The sequence below is a fragment of the Corallococcus sp. CA053C genome, from assembly GCF_003611675.1.
Lineage (GTDB): Bacteria > Myxococcota > Myxococcia > Myxococcales > Myxococcaceae > Corallococcus.
Genome location: NZ_RAWA01000164.1, coordinates 1 through 19602, shown reverse-complemented (window position 1 = coordinate 19602; position 19602 = coordinate 1). Strand labels below are relative to the sequence as shown.

The window sequence follows — 19602 nt, the reverse complement described above, 5'->3', positions numbered from 1 at the left end:
CCCCACCACCGCCCCCACCTCCACGTCGGCTCCACCGGCAACCGCGTTCAGAAAGTCGAAGAGCGCCTGAAGTCGCAAGGCTACCTCAAGGGTACCGCCGACGACCGCTTCGACGCCAAGACCGCCAACCCGCCCAGCACCGAAGGCGCCACCGCCGCCCAGGCCAGCCAGGCCGGCGACAGCGACAGCAAGACCCCGTCGAAGCTCAAGGGCGCGACCTACAACGTCGAGCGCGACCGCGATCCCAAGCAGGTGCAGCAGTGGCTGGGCAAGTTCGCCAAGAGCAACGACCTCGACTTCGTCCAGCTTCAAGAGATCAACGGCTACCACAAGGCCCTGGAGAACATCCCCGGCTACCACCTGGTGACCTTCCCCGGGGCCAAGGACCATGGCGAGACGGGCATCCTCGTCAAGGACAGCCTGCTCGAGAGACAACGCCTGTCCATCCAGGGCGAGGGCGGCGGCTGGAACACCGTGCGCGGCGGCCATGCCCCACCGCGGGCGGCCACCGCGGTCCAGCTCGCGGGCTGGCTGAAGGTGGTCTCGGCCCATCAGCCGCCCTCGGTCGACTGGAAGGGCGGGCAACCCGTCGGGCCGCCGAACCGGGTGAGTACCTACAAGTCGCTCTCCGAGAAGCTGCTCGCCTTCGCGAAGCGGCAGATCGAGAGAAAGCCCGACCAGGGTCTGCTCATCGGCGGTGACTGGAATGAGCCGGAGACGACGAAGGGGAAGTGGTCGCCCGGCTGGATCGCCCAGCAGGCGGGGATGACCACCCACGGGGGTGTGAAGTCCCACGGCGACGCCCGCATCGACTATGCGATGTCCTACGGGTGCCAGGTCACGAACGTGAAGTCCGGCCCGACCGGCCGCTCGGATCACAACATCGTCACCTTCACCGTGAGCCGCCCGAAGGACAAGGGCTGACGCGCGGCCTGGGTTGCTCCGAGCGCCCGACCACGCCGCTGGATCAGTTCCAGGTCGAGACGGAAGGGCCTGCACGCGGCTCGTGCAGGCCGACGTGGAGTTCTACCTCAGTACGTGCAGCGCAGGACCTGACGGTAGGTGCCGCACTGGCTGAAGTCCGTCGTGCCCGCGGGCTGCGAGTGGTAGCAGTTGGAGACGACGGGGTCGCAAGGCGGGCTGGGCCAGACCTCGTAGGCGTCGCCGTCGGTGAGCGCGAGCTCCGTCACGCGCGCCACGAGCCGGGCGGTCTTCTGCATCGTCGCGCCGTTATCGCCCCCCGCGCTGAAGTTGAGCGGGACCGTGTGCGGGTCCATGGCCTGCTGGAGCGTCGGGTACGACCAGTCGAGGCGGTAGTTGGGCCGACCGTAGACGGACGGGATGCCGTCGGGCGCCGTGACGGTGAGCCAGTCGACGTACCCGGACACCGAGGCGTGGCCCCGGTACAGGAGGTTGTTGTTCGGCTGGACGACGTAGCGGGGAGTCACTTCCTCGTCGATCCAGATGCCCGAGGAGCCGCGGAAGTCGAAGAAGCGCGGAGCCACCACGATGCGCGCGGTGTACGAGCGCGGCGTCCCCGTGTTCGTGAAGACGTTGACGAAGAGCGGCAGGCCCGAGAGCACCGTGTTGAGCTCGTAGCCGTCGTGCAGGACGATCTCGAACCGGCGCTCGCTGATGATGTTCGCGTCGCCGAAGAGGTCATCGGGGACGTAGCTGTAGACGTCCGCGAGGTAGCGGTTCGCGGTGGCGCGGATGACGAGGGCGCGGACGCCGTCACGCTGCTCGAAGGTGCCGAGCGTCTCGAAGCTCAGTTCGTTGTCGCCCACCGTGGCGTAGAGGCGGGTCGCCGTCTCCGCGGCGGTGCTGACGCCCAGCTCCTCCGTGGACTCGGATTCGATGGGGGTGTTGTCACAGGCCGCGAGCGCGGCGAAGCAGGTCAAGGCAAGGGCGCGTAGACGCATGGGAGTCTCCAGGTGAGGAGTTTTCTGTATCACATGCCAGTGACACCGGCCCTGATTGGAAGACATCCTGCCCCGGTGCGGGAGAGCGACTCCGCACCGGGGTCCTTCAGCAGCCTGCTATTGCGTGAGCATGCCCAGCTTGGGCGCGGGCAGGTCCACGGACAGCTCCTGGGTGAGGCTGTCCGGGGTGTGGAAGCCCTTGGTGCTCACCTCGCCCGCGCGGAACAGGGCCCAGCTCTGGAGGCCGCGCTGGAACGTACGCGTCATGTGCCACAGCTCCAGGCCGCTGTTCGCGACGAAGAGGTATAGCGTGCGCTTCGGGTTCCAGGGGTTGGGCAATGCCAATGCGAGGCCGTCATCCGCTCGGCCATACGTCTTGCCCTGCCACCGGAAGTAGCGCCGGCCCAGCTCCACCGGCACCTTCTTCTCCGCCTGGAGCCGCGCGAGCAGCCCGTTGTCCTCCGCCCCACCAAAGACGACAAGGTCGCGGTCCGCCAGCTCCGCGTCCGTCACCTCCGCGTCCGGCTTCAAGGGCGCAAGCCTCTCCGGCGACGCGTCCGCCAGCTGCTCGCGGTAGTTCAGCGCCAGCGTGCGCATGGACTCCACCTGGTGCGCGGAGCCGTACACGAAGAGCAGCTTCTCCCAGTCGTCCAGCGTGTTGGCCAGGGTCTGGTAGCGCTCGCGGGCCACGGGGATGTCGTTGCCCACGTTGAACACCACGCGCACGGGCTTGTCCGCGACCTTCACCGTGAAGGTGTCGCTTCCGCCCTTCACCTCCACGCGCTCCAGCGTGGCGCCCTTCTCCGTCTGCACCTCCACCAGCGCGGCGAACTGCCAGGGTTTGCCGGACTGGTCCACCTTCAGCGTCACCTCGTAGCCCTCCTTCGCCTTCTGGGCTCGCGAGGTCAGGCGCGGCGCGGGCAAACCTCCGCGCTCCACCCATTGCTTCACGAGCGGCCCCACGTCCCGGCCCGCCGCCTCCGACGCGGTCTTGATGAAGTCCTGGGTGGACAGCTTCTTGTTCGCGAAACGCCCGTGCACCGCGGACATCACCTGCGCGAACTTCGCGTTGCCCAGCGTCAGCCGCAGCTGGTGCAAGAGGTACGTCCCCTTGATGCGCGGGACGGCATAAGGGCCGTACTTGCCGTAGTCCGTGCGCGCGGCCGTGGGCACCACGTCGCCCTCGCGGGCGGTGACGTAGAGGTAGCGGGCATTGAGCTCCGCGAGCGCGTCGCGCTGGGCGTCGAAGGCCTTGGACAGGTCATCCCCTTCCGGCAGGTCCTTGAGCAGGGTCCAGTACGCCGCGGAGCCGCTGCCGAACCAGTTGTCCGCGTCCGTGGCGGGGAACACGGTGTTCGCCCACAGCTTCTTCTCATCGAAGCTGAGCGCGTCCTTCACGCGGGCGAAGTCCTTCTTCGGCGTCTCCACCTTGGGCTCGGGCTTCTTCTGCGCCTTCGCGGCCTTGAGCTTGTCCGCCACGTAGATGGGGCTGAAGGCGGTGTAGCCCAGCGACAGGTGCGGCGTGGCGCCGGGCAGGTCCGGAATCCACTTGCTGCCCACCATCTTCTCGCGCAGCGTCGTCTTGCCGTAGTGGGCCAGGAACATCAGCTTCTCCGCCATCTCCGACGTGGTGACCTTGCCGTCACACGCGTGGGGGCGGTTGATGGGGCTGGACGCCATCATCCGCGTGGCGGTGTCCACGTCGAAGCCGCCCTTGCCGTGCTTCGCATAGGCCTCCTGGAAGGCGATGTCGCGGTTCCAGGTGTTGAAGGCCAGGTCCACCGGGGCGTTGCTGGCATTGGGCACGGACTCCTTGCGGACCTCCGGGTCACGGTTGTTGTTGTTGGCCCAGATGAAGTCCTTGAGGTTTCCGGGCGTGTCGGACGCCTTGCCCTTGCTGCCGGTGCGCCACAGCCGCGTCTTCGCGGTGCCGAGCAGCAGGCACGCGCCCTCGTCCGTCTTCGTGTCCGCCAGCGTCCAGTCGTTGGTGTAGAGGCCGTTGTTGCGGTCCTTGAGGATGCGCTCCACGTCCTCGATGGACGACGCGTACTGCGCGGCCTTGCGGATGCGGTTGCTCTGCGGGGTGCCGTCGATGTTGAAGGGCGTCTGGCCCACGGTCGTCTCGCCAATGACGATGCCGGAGTCGTTGAGGAACCAGTCCGCGCCGCTGTGGATGCCGCCCGGGAAGGTCTGCATCACGAAGCGGTGGCCCTTCGTGGGCTGCACGTCCAGCACCACGTCCCAGTGGACGCCGGTGTAGCCGTTCCACATGAAGATCTGCCCCATGACGACGCGGCCGTCCTTCGTCGCGGACTTCGTCGCCACGAACGACGAGCAGTGGTCCCCCTCCCCCGCCCGGCCGTTCTCGTCCTCGCCCTTGAGGAAGGTGCGCCCGGACAGCGGCGACGCCGTCACGCGGTTGGCGTCCTCCAACTGCCCCAGGTCCACGGCGGAGTTGAGCGCGACGATGTCCAGCAGGTCCAGGTCGCGCTCCTTCGCGTCCGGGCCCTTGAACTTCGCGCCGGCCACGTTGGCGCCGTCGGCGATGCCCTTCATCTCCTCCAGGTACTCGGGGTCGAAGCGGCGCAGGAAGAGCGAGTCCGCGAGCAGGCGCACCTGCGCCCAGCCCTTGGCGGAGTCCGCCTTGTCCTTCTGCACGCCCAGCTTGTCGATGTAGCGGACGATCTCCTGCGACACGAGCTCGCCGAACTGCCGGCCGCGCTCGTAGGGCTCGCCCTCGATGTGCACGTACACCCAGCCGCCGTCGTCATACCGGAAGCCCTTGCCGGCCCAGCGCACGCTCTCCATGGGGACGTACGCGGTGATGTCGTCCACCTCCTCCAGCTTCACGTCGTCGAACCACGCGGTGCCGGTGGCCTTGCCGTTGTGGCCCAGGTGCGCCTGCACGCGGTCGCTGGACTGGGTGGCGAAGAACATCACCTGCACCCGGCCGCTCGCGTCCGCGCCCTGCGGCGGAGAGCAGTTGGTGAAGGGGAAGCTCTGCATGGACAGACATGCGCCCAGCGCCGTGGGGTAGCGCGCCTGCGCATCCGCCTGCACGCCCCGGGTGCGCACCCAGGCGCTCAGCCGGTAGAGGCGGCCCACCTGGAGCTTCACGGGCTCCGACTGCACCGTCGTCTCCGCGCCGCCCTGGGGGCTTTCAATGACGAGCCCGCGGCCGCCCTCCGACTTCACGTCGGCGCTGGTGGCCACCTTGCCCTGGCCGGACGCGGTCCAACCCTGGGGGAGGCCCGCGGTGGCGGAGGCTTCAAAGCCCGCGTTGGGCACGGCGACGGGCGCGGGGGCCGCCCAGACGGGGGCGGCCACACAGGCCAGCAGCGAGGGCCAGAGCAGACGGGAGCGTTTCCACATCAATTGGAGGTGGGGCATTGGCTTGCTCATCGTGAGAACCTGGGAGCTTGGGAACCTGGGAAGTGGGGCGCGGCATCCTGTCACGCCGCCCGCGAGCGTGCAGGCGTCTGTTGTTCGCCACCTGCCTGGCTGGCGTGGTAGAGAACAGGGGTCGCACGCCACCTGACGTCTCCGATGGCGGTCCCCCCCGTTCGCGGGCCGGACCGTAGGACGTCTCGGGTGGCGCTTGTTGTCGGCCCAGGGCCACCCGACCTCCATCCAGGCCGTTGGGTACACCCGCCGTGACAACCGACAAGTCCTCGCTGCTCCGCGACACCATCCAGCACATCGACATCAAGGCGCTGGATGTGCGTCCCCTCGTCCAGGCCATGGGCCACATGGCCTTCCAGGCGCGCAACCTGCACCGCGCCGCCACCCTCTATGACGCCATGCTCCGTGACTCCGGGTGCGGCGTCATCCTCTGCCTCGCCGGCAGCCTGTTCTCCGCGGGGCTGAAGCAGGTGGTGGTGGACATGGTGCGTCACCGGATGGTGGACGCCATCGTCTCCACGGGCGCGCTCATCGTGGACCAGGACTTCTTCGAGGCCCTGGGCTTCCACCACTACAAGGGCCGCGCGGACGCGGACGACAACGCGCTGCGCGAGCTGCACATCGACCGCATCTACGACACGTACATCGACGAGGACCAATTGCGCGAGTGCGACGCCACCATCGCGCACATCGCCGCCGGCTTGGAGCCGCGCCCGTACTCGTCGCGCGAGTTCATCGGGGAGATGGGGGCGTACCTGGTGAAGCACGGGAAGACGCGCGACAGCGTGGTGCTGGCGGCGCATGAGGCGGGCGTGCCCATCTTCTGCCCGGCGTTCAGCGACTGCTCGGCGGGCTTCGGGTTGGTGCACCACCAGTGGCACCGGGCCGGGAAGCCGCAGGTGTCCATCGACAGCGCGAGGGACTTCCTGGAGCTGACGAAGTGCCGGCTCCGGATGGAGGACTCGGGGTTGTTCATGGTGGGCGGCGGTGTGCCGAAGAACTTCGCCCAGGACATCGTGGTGGCGGCGGACTTCGTGGATCAGCCGGTGTCCATGCACAAGTACGCGGTGCAGCTCACCGTGGCGGACGAGCGCGACGGCGCGCTGTCGGGCTCCACGCTGCGCGAGGCCAGCAGCTGGGGCAAGGTGTCCACCGTGCACGAACAGATGGTGTACGGCGAGGCCACGGTGACGATGCCGCTGGTGGTGGGCGCCGCGTTCCATGAGCGCGGCTGGGAGCAGCGGCCGGAACGCCGCCTCGTGGACGCCTGCCGCTGAACCCTGGCGGTTCCCCCCGCGCCCTGGACCTTCCGGGGCGCGGGGGCGCTCTTCCCGAATTCGAGCGCAAGACACGGAGTGCTTGCCCGGGGCCCTGGGGTTAGTTTCCTGGCGTGGTCATGGGGACCGCACGCAACGGGAGGCACCGCGGATGAAGACGAAGGTGGAGGCCCTCGCGGCAACGACCCTGGGCGACCCGCGCTGGCCGGCGGTCGTCGCACGCAGCGCGGAAGCGGATGGACGCTTCTTCTATTCCGTCCGGACGACGGGCGTGTACTGCCGGCCGTCCTGCGGGGCCCGGACACCGCGGCCGGAGAACGTCGCCTTCCATGCCACGACGGCGGCGGCGGAACAGGCGGGCTTCCGCGCGTGCAAACGCTGCAAGCCGGGCCAGCCCTCGCTCGCCGTGCGGCACGCGGACCAGGTGGCCGAGCTGTGCCGCTTCATCCAGGGCGCCGAACAGCCCCCGAGCCTGGAGGAGCTGGCGGACCGGGCCGGCATGAGCCCCTACCACCTGCACCGCGTGTTCAAGGCCGTCACCGGGCTGACGCCGAAGGGCTACGCGGCGGCGCACCGGGCCGAGCGGATCCGCGACGGGCTCACGCGGCGCGGCTCCGTCACTGAAGCCATCTACGACGCCGGGTTCAACTCCAGCGGTCGCTTCTACGAAACCTCCAGCCAGGTCCTGGGCATGACACCGACGAACTTCCGAGCAGGCGGCACGAACACTGAAATCCGTTTCGCCATTGGCGAGTGCAGCCTGGGCCCCATCCTCGTGGCCGCGAGCGACCGGGGCGTGTGCGCCATCCTGATGGGGGAAGACCCCGACGCGCTGGCGAAGGACCTCCAGGACCGCTTCCCGCAGGCGACGCTGGTAGGCGGGGACGCGGAGTTCGAGAAGCTCGTGGCCCGCGTGGTCGGCTTCGTGGAGGCCCCCGGCGTGGGATTGGATCTGCCGCTGGACGTGCGGGGCACGGCGTTCCAGCAGCGCGTGTGGCAGGCGCTGCGGGAGATTCCAGCGGGGAAGACGGCGAGCTACACGGACATCGCGCAGCGGATTGGTTCACCGAAGTCGGTCCGCGCGGTGGCGCAGGCGTGCGGTGCCAATGCCCTGGCGGTGGTGATTCCCTGCCACCGGGTGGTGCGCCACGACGGGGCCCTGTCGGGTTATCGCTGGGGCGTGGAGCGCAAGCGCGTGCTGCTGGAGCGCGAGGCGAACCGATGAGCGCGCGGGGCGGTGCGCTCGTGGTCCACCCGGTGGATGGGATTGCCCAGCGCGTGCGCGCGGTGGAGTGGGATGCAGTAGAGCGGGAGCTGGATGCGCGGGGCTGCGCCGTCGTGGACCAGCTGCTCACCGCGGAGGAATGCGAGGCATTGGCGCTGCTGTACGACGTGGAGGACGCGTTTCGAAGCCGCGTGGTGATGGCACGTCACGGCTTCGGCCGGGGCGAATACCAATACTTCGAATATCCCCTACCGGAGCTGGTATCGGAGCTGCGGACCGCGCTGTATCCCAACCTCGCGCCCCTCGCGAACCGCTGGAACACGGCGATGGGCATCGACGTGCGGTTTCCGGACGCGCACGCGGACTTCCTCGCGCGCTGTCACCAGGCGGGACAGGTGCGGCCCACGCCCCTGCTGTTGCGCTACGGCGTGGATGATTACAACTGCCTGCACCAGGACCTGTACGGGGAGCACGTCTTCCCGCTCCAGGTGGCCGTCCTCCTGTCCGAGCCGGGACGGGACTTCACGGGCGGCGAGTTCGTGCTGTCGGAGCAGCGTCCCCGGATGCAGTCCCGGCCGGAAGTGGTGCCCCTGCGGCAGGGTGACGCGGTGGTCTTCGCGGTGCACCACCGGCCGGTGCAGGGCACGCGAGGCACCTACCGCGTCAACCTCCGGCACGGCGTGAGCCGGGTGCGTTCAGGACAAAGACACACGGCAGGCATCATCTTCCACGACGCGGCCTGAAGCGCCGGGGGGCAGCCCGCGTTGCCCACGGGATGGAATCGATAAGTCGACGGGACATTCGGCTTGTGTGAAGTCTTGAGGGCGCCGGCATCCCCGGCTCTCCCCTCTTCCACAAGAGTCCCCCATGGCCGACGACAGCCCCTCCTGGTACCAGCTCATCGTGAATCAGGGGACCCAGCAGGTTCTCGAGGTCTACCACAGCGTCCCGTACCCCACCGCCGCCGTGGACGTGTACCCGCCGAACAAGGTGGCCACCGACAATCAGTTCTGGCTCATCGGGAGCGATGGCTCCATCCGGAGCAAGCTCACCGGTCAGGCGCTCAATGTCTTCTGGGGCGTGGCCGCCAATGGCACCGCGGTGATCACCTGGCCGTGGGGGGGAGGCGCACCCAACGAGCTCTGGACCTTCACCAGCGACGGCTGCCTGACGAGCAATCTCGGCGTGGTGCTCGACATCAACCCCAATGGGGTCATGACGAACCAGGTGGTGGTGAACCAGAAGGTGGAAGGCTCCGCCACGCAGCAGTGGGTCGCGGTTCCAGGCTATCAGCTGAACACCATCGTCCAGCAGCCCGCGACCGGGTTCCCGGACTACACCGGCACCGGCGGCACCCCGGCCCTGGCCGCGGCGCTCTCCTTCATCCAGGCCCAGCTCGCGGCGCTCTACAACCAGAACCCCGCGACGTTCGACTTCCGGTCCCTCTACTCCAACCTGTCGGTGGACCTCGGCCAGCGCCGCGCCGATCTCCAGGCGCTTCCCCAGGCCAGTGGCAGCGACTTCACGACCACGGACTTCGAGACGGTGCGCACGCAGCTGGCGGCGGAGCTCCGGGCGGCGGCCGACGTCCGGCGCCTCTTCGAGCTCTTCCAGAGCTACTACACGGAGCTGTTCCTCGATGATGGCTACCGGCTGAACCAGGCCATCGCCGCGGCGGAGATCCAGGATCCCAGCACCGCGGTGAGCGGCAAGGTCGGAGCGTTCCTGGAGGGACTCGCCTACGCCGCGCTCAACGTCATGGACCCGGAAGGATGGGTGGTCTTCTCCGTGGTGGCCAACCTGCTGTCGTGCGCCTATGGCACGGCGGTGGCCAACGGCGCGGTGAGCCCCAATCCCTTCCAGGTTCCCATCGTGCAACTCTGGGGGACGCTGAGCGGCAACTTCGAGAGCATCCTGAGCAGCCTCGTCCAGCAGGAGGCCGCCATCCTGGGAGACTGGGGAATGCTTCAGGCGGTGGAGCAGCAGATCCTCGCGACGGGGCCGCAGTCCCTGGCCTGGCCGGTACAGCACGGACCGGACCTGATTCCGGCCGCGACGAACGCCTACATGCTGTCCGCCTTCCAGATCCTGCTGCCGGCGGCCTACGAGATCTACTGCTGGACGGGGCTCGATGAGAGCACGATGAACTCAGTGACCGGGGGAATCACTCCCACCTCGGCGTACTGGGTGCAGTCGTTCCCCAACGGTTTGTATACCGTCTACGCGCTCGCCAGGTCCGACGGCAGCGGCTACGCGCCCGACCCGCTGATGCAGCTCATCTGGAACACCGGCTACATCCCGGAGATCTTCTTCACCAACGCCACGCTCTGGCCGTTCGCGACCTACGAGAAGAACGAGACGCAGGCGGACTGCTTCATCCTGACCGTCGTGAACCAGACGCCCAATGCAGTCACGGTCGAGGCCGTCTCCAATTTCACCCACACCACCGTGCTGGGCACCACCGGACAGCAGACCGCGGCGCCGCTGGGCGGCTCCGCCCAATACGTCGTCCAGGAGGGCTCCTGGGACAGCCGGGGCACGACCGCGAACCAGGCGGTCACCTTCACCCTCACGGCGAGCGGGCTGCCCGGCTCGTGCATCTTCGTCGCGGGGCTCGTGACCCCGGAGACGGGAACGGACCAGGTGGTGACGGTCTCCAGCAACACGAGCACCATGCCTGGCTACTCGGTGACGGCCGGCACGTCGACACCGTACAGCACGCTGTACCAGAGCCCCGTGAGCCTGGTGGTCTACCTGCAGTGAGCCCGGTTCCCGCGCCCTCGGCGACCCGCCCCAGGCTTACTCCTCGGGTTCAATGACTCTCGCCGTGGGCCGGGAGCCCGCCGTCAGGATCCGGACCGTGATGGCTTGCTGCCCGCAGTAGCTCACGTCGTAGACATGGTTCGCGGCCAGGTGGGCGAACAACACGGGGTCGTAGCCTTCCATGAAGGTGGAGTGATCATCCGCCTTGAGGGTGAGCAGGGTGCCCACCGGGGGCGGCCTTTCGACAAGCCGGGCCGACTGCCCCTTCGCGACCCGCCCCGTGGCCGTCACCGGGCGATCCGGCACATAGTCGCCGCCGCGGATCTCCGCAGGCCGATCCAGCGCTTCCTTCACGCCGCCACCCGCCATCGCGTCCTTCATCAACCACTCGTAGCAGAGCTCGAAGAGGCGCCGCTTCGCGTCCACGTCGGCCGTCACGCGGTAGGCCGTGTCGAACTGACGGAACTCGTCACGCAGCATGTCCAGCCAGGGCATGTCATTGGACTGGAGGTCTCCGACGAAGCGGATGAGGTTGTAGACCATGTTCCGCAGGGCCACGGTGGAGCCCGGACCGGCGCGCTCGGCCAGCGCCGTCAGCAGCGGCCCCGCGACACGGAACACCTCGTCCAGGAGCCACCACGCCGTGGGGTCTCGCAACGACAGGTAGAGCGCGCGAACTGGCGGGTTGCGCGTCAGGGTCGCGCGGACACCGTCCATCCGGGGCTCGCTGAACAGCACCTCCATGGCCCGCAGCGTGGTGACGGCGCTGATCTCACTCGCGTTCAGGTTGTACCGGACCCGCTCGTTGTTCGTGGAGAAGGCCACGGGGATGATGCCCTGGGCCGACGCCCAGTACAGCAGCAGCTCGCCCGTCGAAGCCGGCCGGAGCCGGTCCTCGTCCCGGAACTGGAGCCTCTGGGCCAGGGCCTCCAGCCGCGGGTCCTGGGTGGGCAGCAGGTACAGCGTGGGCAGGCCGTAGCCCTCATCATGGCAGGCGCCCTGCTGCCGGCTGCCCATCAGCCCGTAGGCGAGGTACACGATGCCGTGCTCGCGGCAGTACCGGCGGATCTCCGTGTCCTGGTAGTACGGACTGCATCGGTTCTGGACGCACGACACCGGGACACGGAAGCCCTGGGCGGCTTCGCAGAGCGTTTGCAGCTCCTCCACGGTGGAGACGTTGCTGAGCCCCAGGTAGCGCGCGCTCCCGCCGCGGATCCGGTTGGCCAGCTCCCCCATCGCAATCACCGTCTTGGCGGTGGTCGCGGCCATCTCGTGCAGCATCAGCAGGTCCGGCGCCCGCCCCAGCGGCCGGAAGACCCCCTTCAGCTCGGAGATCTCCGTGGGCTTCACCTTGAAGATGATGAACGTGTCATCGACGAGGTCTCGCTCCTTCAAGGCAGCACAGACGCTTCGGAATGAACCGTAGAGGAGCGCGCAGTCGAGGAGCCGGTAGCCCGCGTCCAGGGCCTGGCCGACGATGCGCTGCGTCTCCACGGCCGGCCGGGTCAGGCCCACGTCCGTGCCGAAGGCCTGGGTGAGGCCACGTCCGGCGAACTCCCTCATGAGCGCGGACGGCGCTTCACGGCGGGGGCGTGCGAGCCCCATCGGAAGCTGACCGCTCGGGCCCGCGATGGAGCCGCGCTCGACCGGTCGAAGCTGCGGGCCCGAACGGCAGAGGCATTGATTCGCGCGTTTGTGACAGCGTCGGCAGAACATGGAGGGCCCCTTGAGCCGTGGACGTGACAGGCCTCCGTGCACGCGAAACCCCACGCGCCCGAGCTGTCACACCCGCAGCAAGCATCGGCAGCGCGTCTCGCGCAAGGACAGGACCGGGAGGGTTGCCCTGTCATGAGGAGCCTGGGGGTCCTCTTCTTCTTCACCTTCTTGGAAACCTGCGGCGCCGGTGTCGGGTCCCGACCTGGCGGAAACACGCCTCCCGACACATAGGCCTGGGAGAATCCCCGGCGCGGGTTCATGGTGTTCGGATCCCTCTCGAAAGAGCGTGAGCGTCCATGAACCGTCCCTCCCGTCGTCAGGTCCTTGTGCTGGGGTTGCTGTCCTGTCTCGCCTGCAATGAAGGCACCCCCGATGGGCAAGGCGAGGTGGATGCAGGGCTTCTCCCGGATGGAGGAAGCATCGCCACCGACACCCAGGCGCCGTCGGCCCCCGAGGCCCCGGTCGCCAGCGCCGTGTCGGCGTCGCAGCTCTCCCTCACCTGGACGCCCGGCACCGACAACGTCGGGGTGACGGGCTATCGCGTGGAGCGGTGCCAGGGCGCGGGCTGTCTGGACTTCGCCCTGGTGGGCACCGTGACGTCGCCCCCGTTCGCGGACACCGGCCTGCCCGCCAGCACCGCCTTCGGCTACCGGGTGCTCGCCTTCGACGCGGCGGGCAACACCAGCGCGGCCTCCGCCACCGCTCGCGCCACCACCCTCGCCAGCGGAGGGGGCGGCGGCGCCAACGCCACGGTGGCGGGAGCCACGAGCCTCCCCTTCCCCACCCTGAACCATCTGACGGTGGAGTGGGCATTCAGCGGGGATGCCAATGCCAACGGCGTGGTGACGGTCCGCTACCGCCCCTCGGGCACCCTCCCCTGGCGCGAAGCGATGCCCTTGCGCCGCATTGCGGCGGGCAGCAACGAGGGCTTCAGCTGGACGGCCCGCCACTCCGGCAGCGTGTTCGACCTCCAGCCCGGGACGTCCTACGAGTTGGAGCTCACCCTCACGGACCCCGACGGCGGGACGACCACGCGCACCGCGACCGCGACCACGCGGCCGGTGCCGGTCCCCATGGCCAACGCCCCCATCAAGGCGGTGACACCCGCCACGTTCGCCAGCGTCGCCGCGGGTGCGCAGCCAGGGGACATCCTGTTGTTGGGCGCGGGCACCTACCCTGGCTTTGATTGGTCCCGGAGCGGCACCGAAGGAAAGCCTGTCGTCGTCCGGGGCGGTTCGGGGGTGGTGATCAACGGCGCCATCAACCTCTTCACCCAGGCCTGGGTCCACCTGGAGGGGCTCACCGTCAACGGTCGCATCCGCTTCAACGGCTCCAGGCACGTCGTCATCCAGCGTTGCACGGTCAACGCCAGCAGCACCTTCGCTGGTGACGGCATCGTGACCTATGCCCGCGCGGAGAACGCATACATCGCGGACAACGTGGTGACAGGCCTGACGCAGTGGGCGGAGGCCTCGCTCGGCGTCAACGGGGACAACCTGGGCGAGGGCATCGCCGTCACCGGCCCGGGCCACGTCATCCTGCACAACCGCGTGACGGGGTTCCGGGATGGCATCTCCCTGCTGGAGGACGACGAGGCCGTCGACCAGTACAGCATCGACATCCTGAACAATGACTTGAGCGGCAACGCGGACGACGGCATCGAGGCGGACTTCTGCTCCCACAACTGCCGCATCGTCCGCAACCGGCTGACCCACAACTTCATCGCGCTGTCCTCCCAGCCAGGCCTGGGCGGTCCCACGTATTTCATTCGCAATGCCATCTACAACGCGGTCCACCTGGCCTTCAAACCCTACCGGGGCAGCACCGGGGACGTGCTGCTCCACAACACGGTGGTGAAGAACGGAGACGCGTTCGGCGTCTACGCGGGGCGGCCGGTGGCGGGGCTCTACACCCGCAACAACCTCTTCCTGGGGGGCGCAGGCGGCACCTTCAATGGCTACAGCAGCGGCACGGGGCGGGTGTTGCACGTCCCCGACCTGGTGGTCGAAAGCTCCAGCCTGGACCATGACGGCCTGGGCTCCACCACGGGCACCTTCACGGGCCGCCTGGGCGGCACGACCTTCAGCAGCCTCCAGGCCCTGCGCACCAGCACGACCGAGCAGCACGCGGTGCAGGTGGACCTCACGGCGTTCTCCACCGCGGTGGCCTACCCCACCGCACCGATGACGCTCTCTCCGACGCCGGACCTGCGCATCCGCGCGGACTCCGCCGCGGCGAACGCCGGCCAGCCCCTCGCGAACATCAACGAAGGCTTCGCCGGGCTGGCGCCGGACCTGGGGGCCTTCGAAGCAGGCGAGGCATTGCCCCTCTACGGCCCCCGCTGAGGCAGCGGCTCACGCTGTCAGATCCGACGCGGAGCAGGTCACCTGTCCCGGCTTCAACACGGGCAGCGTCTTCGTTTCGACCGCCGTGCTGGCGGTCGACGCGGCGACGGGCACGCCACACGTCGCCTACCTCAACAGTACGGGGACCCTCCCGAACACTTCAGGCTGGAAGCCCTCAGTCGTGACGGGCGCTCGCGCCACCCGTGGCCGGACCGGACTTCAGCCGCCGCGCGTGGGTCCGGGCAATGAAGGCACCCATGTGCACCCCCGCCTGCTCGAACCGGAGCGCGGCGCGCTCGAGCGCCTGATCCAACGACGCGACCACCTCATGTTGGTCGGCGGCAGGCCGGATGAAGCTGGTGACGGCCCTCGCGAGCCTCGCGGTGGCCGAGTTGACCACCACGAAGAATCCCTTGCAGTAATCACGAGTCAGGTCGGCGTGCTGGGTTTGATGATCCGCCAGCATCATCCGCTGGGGATGGGTCAGCGGACGGGACTGGGAGAAGTCAATCACCAGGACATAGGGCTCGCGCCTCTTGATGAGCTTGGAAAGGCTCTGGAGGATGCGTTCCATCTCCTGGTCCGTCGTGGTGCCGCTGCGCTGGACGACGACCAGCGGCCAGAGTGCTTCATCGAGGGTGTACATAGAGGAGATGTCTCAACCGGCAAGCACAGGGCCAGCAGCCTGTCACCGGGAACGCGATATCGCGTCAGCGGCTTCCCGTGAAACATACCGCACCCGGGTGCGACGGTGCATCACCCCCTGAAACAAGCAGGCAGCCACGGGCTCGATGTAATGGTGCCGCCTGGTGCTTCGAGGAGCCCTGTTGAAGGTAGCAGGCGAGTGGAGAGGGTTGAGACCTTGTCCCCGGGCGGCCCCGTCCTCAGCCTCTTCCAAGGAGGGCACTCAGCCCTCCGTAGGAGACAACGCCATGAAAACAGGACGCGGTACCCACTTCGGATTCACCCTGCTCATCGGAGCGATGCTGCTCGCCGCCGGCTGTGCCTCGACGAGCGTCGGCAAGACCTGGAAGAGCCCGGCACTCGCCCAGCACCCCTCCGTCAAGAAGGTCGTCGTCGTGGCGATGGTGCCGAGCGAAGCCACCCGACAGCAGCTCGAGCAGGAACTGGTGGCGAAGCTGTCGGAGGAGGGCGTCCAGGCCGTCAAGAGCTCCGACGTCCTCCCTGCGGGAGCGAAGCCCGATAAGGACACGCTCCGGAGCGCCATCGAAGGCCAGGGGTACGACAGCGTCCTGGTGGCGCGCTTCGCGGGGATCCATGAGGAGGTCAACCCCGATCCCGCCATGTCCTACTACGACTACTACGGGGCCTACGGTACGGACTATTCCGTGACGGAGGAGGCGCGGATGCAGGTCAGCCTCTTCGATGCCCGAGGCGAGAACGGACAACTGCTCTGGAGCACGAACACCAAGACCTACGAGTCCTCGGACGTGCACAAAGAGGTCCCGGGCCTCGCGGAGGCCATCGTCAAGAGCATGACCAAGGACCACGTGGTGGGGAGCGCGAGCTGACGCAAGGACGCCCGCCGCGCAACGTCGGCGGGAGCCATCTTCAGTCACAGGCAACCCCGGACCCGTCAGGACACCCTCTGAGCTGTCGGGCCCTCTGGAGACACGGAGGGCCCGCGGCGAGGAAGCTCCACCGTGAAGGTGGCCCCACGCCCCGACTCGCTTTCGACCCGCACCGAGCCCCCCAGCCTATCGACGAGCTGGCTCACGATGTGGAGGCCCAATCCCAGCCCTCCGTAGTGGCGCGACGACACCGCACGCTCGAAGGCCCGGAAGATCCGCCCCTGCCGCTCCGCCGGGATTCCAATGCCTTGATCCCTCACCTCCAGGCGGGCCGTCACGGCGTCGCCCTCGACCCGGATTTCAATGGGCCTGCCTTCGCCGTACTTGATCGCATTGGAGAGCAGGTTGGTGACGATCTGATCGAGCCGCGACCGGTCCCACACGCCCGGCATCGGAGTGTCGGCGTGAACCCGGAGCCTTGTCCCCGCAGTGGCCAGTTCGGGAGCGAAGCGGGCCGCGATGTCCCGGACCAGCGCGGCGAGATCCACCTCCTCGAGTTCGAGGTCGAGCCGCCCGGCATGGATGCGCGAGACATCCAGCAGCGTGTTGACGAGCTTCGCCATCCGCTTCGCCTGGCGTTCGATGACCTCGAGCGAGTGGGTCACGGTCTCCACCGGCGCGGTGCGAAGCGCCCCCGTCCGGGTGAGGCGCATCAAGCCCTGCACGGACAACTGCAGGGACGTGACCGGGGTCTTCAGCTCGTGCGAAGCAATGGAGAGGAACTCATCGCGAAGCCCGATCGCCAGCTGGGCCTGCTGAAGGAGTCGGGCGTTGTCCACGGCCATCGCCGCGCGGCGGGCCAGCTCCTGGGCGAGGGCGAACTCGGCCTGTCCATACGGGGCGCCGCCGGACAACCGGGCCAGGGTGATGGCGCCGAGCGTATGGCCCCGTGCGAGCAGCGGCACCGACATCCAGGACCCGAGCCCAATGCCCCCCTCGGAAGGGCAACCCTCTGGGAAGAACTCCGGCTCTCCCAGGCGGAGCACCCTCCCAGGGCCATGCTCCTCGTCGAGGTCAGGTGGCGCGCAGCGGACCTGCTCCGGTGACATCGCGCGGAGCGCTTCGGAGCGGGCCTCGGTGATCCGCAGGAAGGAATGGTCGTGGTCCAGGAGGTCGACCGTGCACCCGTCGGCGAAACGCTGGACGGTCAGCGCGGCCACGCTCCTCAGCGCGTCCTCGGGGGCGAGCGAGCCGGCGAGCAGACCGGAGGCTTCCGCCAGGAACGCGGATCTGCCTTCCTGCGCTTCGGCCCGGGCACGCGCCTGCTGCTCGCGCTGAAAGGTCTGGTCGCGCTCCCGCTCGGCCTGGCGTTGCTCCGTGATGTCGATGCCCGTCCCGATGACGTACTCAATGGCTCCCGTCTCGCCGCGAAGGACGTTGCTGGACCAGGAGATGAGCCGTCGCTCCCCCTGCCGTGTCAGCCAATGACTCTCGTACTGTTCATGCCCCTGGCCCGCCGCGAGCACGGCGAAGTTCTTCACGACCCGCTCCGTGTCTTCCGGTGGCTGGAGCCGCGTCCAGAACTGCGCACCGCGGAGCTCCTCGAACGTGTAGCCCGTCACCTGCTGACACGCCCGGTTGAAGCGGATGATCCGGCCCTCCGGATCCAGGACGATCACCAGTGCGCGGGCCGTGTCCAGGACCGCCGAGCTGAAGTCACGCTCGCGCTGGAGCTCCCGCTCCGTGCGCTGTCTCGCGGTGATGTCCCGGAAGTAGACGGCCCGCCCATAGTAGACACCGTCCGCGCTCATCACCGGGGCGTTGTACTGGTCGAACACCCGGCCATCCTTGAGTCGGAGCTCGTCGTGTCCCGACGCTTCGACGTGTTCGAAGAAGGAGGATGCGCGCGCCATGAACGTGGCGGGTTGCTCCACGAGCTTCGAGATCGCGTGGAGCAGGACCTCGTTCGAGGCGGATTCAATCTCCTCCTCCAGTCCCCACATCTCCACGAGGCGGCGGTTGTGGGTGAGAATCCTTCCGTCCGGGGAGGTAATCAGGATGCCTTCGACGGAGGCTTCGCTCATGGACTCCAACAGCGTCTTCTGCTGGTGGAGATCGCGCTCGCTGTCCAGGGTCCGCGCGAAGAGCTGCCGGTGGACGAGCGCGGTGCGCAGGACGCTGCCCAGTCGCTCCACCATGCCCCGGTACTGCCGTGGCAGATGCGGCTCGCGGTCGAAGTACAGCAGCAGCGTGCTGGAGAGGTGCCCCGTGCCCGGCGCGGCGTCAGCGATGGGCACGGACCAACGCACGAGCCCCGGCGATGCGAGCTCCGGATAGGGCAGGCCTCCCCCGGTGGGCCCCGGAATCGGGAGTCGGCGGGAGGCCGTGGAGAGTCCGCTCGCGCCCTGAAGCTGGCTCCGTCCCCGTGCATCCGTCTGGAGCCAGAGGGCGACCATGCACCCCAATCGCTCCGCGACGCGGTCCAGGAAGGAGTCGGCGGGTTTGGTCGGATCGAAGAGGTCGAGCGCGGCGACGGTGAGCTCCTGGAGCACGCTCAGCAGGGCGAGCCGCTCCTCGGTGAGCTTGTGGCTGTCGTCCGCGCAGTGCTCCTCCATGCCCCCACCTCGCCGAGGGTCAGACAGCCCACGACCGGGACGCCCTCTCCGAGCGCCTCCTGGAATCGCAGGAGCTCGTCCCGGACCCCCTCGCCCAGGATGAGGTAGCGGGAGACGCAATCGAACACCACGGCGCCGCCCAGCGGGCCAGGGGTGGCTTCCCGGGCCATGGTGGCGGCACCGGCCGCCGCGTCGAGCAGATCCTCGCGTGTGCCCTCCATCACCCGGACCAGCGAGCCGTCCGGTATCTCCGCGACGTAGCGGACCGAACCGTCGGATTCGACGGAGATGGGGTCGCGGATCACGAACTCGCCGCTGGCCTGGGGAATCCCCAGCGGGTGGGTCATCGCGAAGCTGGCGAAGCCCGGCACGTCCAGTTCGACGCCCCGGCTCGCGGCCGTGCGCCGGTAGACCTCGAACGCGCTCTCGTAATCGAGTTCGATGGCGATCGTGCCGCACGCCTTCGTGACCTGGGCCGGTGGACCGTACGGATACCAGCCGTGCTGGATGCCGACGCCGATCGGCTCCTGGGCGTCGAAGGCAATCACCACCACCCGGTCCCGGTAGGCCTCTCCTTGAGCGAACTGGGCCGTCTTGAAGGACCGGAGGTTGCTTCCCGCGCCGCCCCCCGCCCAACCGACGCCCGCGCCCGCTTCCTGCTGCGCCCCTCGCACGACTTCCGTCGGGTTCCCGTTCAGGGCGTCCGGGAGGACGATCAGCGCGCGTCGGCGTCCGGGCGGGAGGGGAGGCAGTTTCTCGACGGCCTGTGCCACCGCGGCGCGCCCGGCCCCCCTGGGATCCACAC

At 68.5% G+C, this 19602-nt stretch carries 13 protein-coding genes; 7 read left to right on the top strand and 6 right to left on the bottom strand.

What is annotated here, in order from left to right:
* Nucleotides 1-924, top strand: a 924-nt coding sequence (locus tag D7V97_RS21655; RefSeq protein WP_147444914.1) for an endonuclease/exonuclease/phosphatase family protein, incomplete at its 5' end; no start/stop codon positions are given.
* A 107-nt stretch (nucleotides 925-1031) separates the two neighbouring features.
* Here the strand turns inward: D7V97_RS21655 and D7V97_RS21650 are convergent.
* Both D7V97_RS21650 and D7V97_RS21645 read right to left on the bottom strand, forming a co-directional pair.
* Entirely contained in the window at nucleotides 1032-1922 is an 891-nt protein-coding gene (locus tag D7V97_RS21650; RefSeq protein ID WP_147444913.1) for a hypothetical protein, read from the bottom strand.
* A 117-nt stretch (nucleotides 1923-2039) separates the two neighbouring features.
* Nucleotides 2040-5324 carry a C45 family autoproteolytic acyltransferase/hydolase gene (locus D7V97_RS21645; RefSeq protein ID WP_233583043.1) on the bottom strand — a complete coding sequence of 1095 codons (3285 nt, stop codon included), beginning with the start codon at nucleotides 5322-5324 and terminating at the stop codon, nucleotides 2040-2042.
* A gap of 251 nt (nucleotides 5325-5575) precedes the next feature.
* Between D7V97_RS21645 and D7V97_RS21640 the strand changes: the two genes are divergently transcribed.
* The 4 genes from D7V97_RS21640 to D7V97_RS21625 all read left to right on the top strand — a co-directional run bounded on the left by D7V97_RS21640 (nucleotide 5576) and on the right by D7V97_RS21625 (nucleotide 10589).
* The gene (locus D7V97_RS21640) at nucleotides 5576-6601 is read left to right on the top strand and encodes a deoxyhypusine synthase (RefSeq protein ID WP_120612556.1); all 1026 of its coding nucleotides are present in this window, start codon (nucleotides 5576-5578) and stop codon (nucleotides 6599-6601) included.
* Between the two features lie 151 nt (nucleotides 6602-6752).
* A complete protein-coding gene (gene ada / locus D7V97_RS21635; protein WP_120612555.1) occupies nucleotides 6753-7826 on the top strand; it encodes a bifunctional DNA-binding transcriptional regulator/O6-methylguanine-DNA methyltransferase Ada in 1074 nt (357 codons plus the stop codon).
* Complete coding sequence (locus D7V97_RS21630; RefSeq protein ID WP_120612554.1) at nucleotides 7823-8569, top strand: 2OG-Fe(II) oxygenase; 747 nt, start codon at nucleotides 7823-7825, stop codon at nucleotides 8567-8569. Before ada ends, D7V97_RS21630 begins: the two co-directional genes overlap by 4 nt.
* Before the next feature lie 124 nt (nucleotides 8570-8693).
* Complete coding sequence (locus tag D7V97_RS21625) at nucleotides 8694-10589, top strand: RICIN domain-containing protein (RefSeq protein ID WP_120612553.1); 1896 nt, start codon at nucleotides 8694-8696, stop codon at nucleotides 10587-10589.
* 36 nt (nucleotides 10590-10625) lie between these two features.
* Here D7V97_RS21625 and D7V97_RS21620 read toward each other — a convergent pair whose 3' ends face one another.
* Entirely contained in the window at nucleotides 10626-12152 is a 1527-nt protein-coding gene (locus D7V97_RS21620) for an aldo/keto reductase (protein WP_158623427.1), read from the bottom strand.
* 449 nt (nucleotides 12153-12601) lie between these two features.
* Between D7V97_RS21620 and D7V97_RS21615 the strand changes: the two genes are divergently transcribed.
* The gene (locus D7V97_RS21615) at nucleotides 12602-14650 is read left to right on the top strand and encodes a right-handed parallel beta-helix repeat-containing protein (protein WP_233583042.1); all 2049 of its coding nucleotides are present in this window, start codon (nucleotides 12602-12604) and stop codon (nucleotides 14648-14650) included.
* Between the two features lie 175 nt (nucleotides 14651-14825).
* On the opposite strand, the gene D7V97_RS21610 is transcribed toward D7V97_RS21615, so the two are convergent.
* The gene (locus tag D7V97_RS21610) at nucleotides 14826-15296 is read right to left on the bottom strand and encodes a hypothetical protein (protein ID WP_120612551.1); all 471 of its coding nucleotides are present in this window, start codon (nucleotides 15294-15296) and stop codon (nucleotides 14826-14828) included.
* Nucleotides 15297-15582: 286 nt separating this feature from the next.
* Here D7V97_RS21610 and D7V97_RS21605 point away from each other — a divergent pair, with 286 nt between their 5' ends.
* Nucleotides 15583-16182: a hypothetical protein gene (locus tag D7V97_RS21605; RefSeq protein ID WP_120612550.1), complete on the top strand. Its 600-nt coding sequence runs from the start codon at nucleotides 15583-15585 to the stop codon at nucleotides 16180-16182.
* A gap of 65 nt (nucleotides 16183-16247) precedes the next feature.
* On the opposite strand, the gene D7V97_RS21600 is transcribed toward D7V97_RS21605, so the two are convergent.
* Nucleotides 16248-18797, bottom strand: coding sequence for an ATP-binding protein (locus D7V97_RS21600; RefSeq protein WP_120612549.1), 2550 nt, complete (start codon nucleotides 18795-18797; stop codon nucleotides 16248-16250).
* Nucleotides 18737-19602, bottom strand: an 866-nt coding sequence (locus tag D7V97_RS21595) for an FIST signal transduction protein (protein WP_120612548.1), incomplete at its 5' end; no start/stop codon positions are given. The genes D7V97_RS21595 and D7V97_RS21600, both read right to left, overlap by 61 nt.

Coding starts and splice junctions, on each gene's coding strand:
- D7V97_RS21650 (WP_147444913.1), bottom strand. CDS start 1,922: ATGCGTCTACGCGCCCTTGCCTTGACCTGCTTCGCCGCGCTCGCGGCC.
- D7V97_RS21645 (WP_233583043.1), bottom strand. CDS start 5,324: ATGAGCAAGCCAATGCCCCACCTCCAATTGATGTGGAAACGCTCCCGT.
- D7V97_RS21605 (WP_120612550.1), top strand. CDS start 15,583: ATGAAAACAGGACGCGGTACCCACTTCGGATTCACCCTGCTCATCGGA.
- D7V97_RS21615 (WP_233583042.1), top strand. CDS start 12,602: ATGAACCGTCCCTCCCGTCGTCAGGTCCTTGTGCTGGGGTTGCTGTCC.
- D7V97_RS21630 (WP_120612554.1), top strand. CDS start 7,823: ATGAGCGCGCGGGGCGGTGCGCTCGTGGTCCACCCGGTGGATGGGATT.
- ada (WP_120612555.1), top strand. CDS start 6,753: ATGAAGACGAAGGTGGAGGCCCTCGCGGCAACGACCCTGGGCGACCCG.
- D7V97_RS21625 (WP_120612553.1), top strand. CDS start 8,694: ATGGCCGACGACAGCCCCTCCTGGTACCAGCTCATCGTGAATCAGGGG.
- D7V97_RS21610 (WP_120612551.1), bottom strand. CDS start 15,296: ATGTACACCCTCGATGAAGCACTCTGGCCGCTGGTCGTCGTCCAGCGC.
- D7V97_RS21620 (WP_158623427.1), bottom strand. CDS start 12,152: ATGAGGGAGTTCGCCGGACGTGGCCTCACCCAGGCCTTCGGCACGGAC.
- D7V97_RS21600 (WP_120612549.1), bottom strand. CDS start 18,797: ATGGAGGAGCACTGCGCGGACGACAGCCACAAGCTCACCGAGGAGCGG.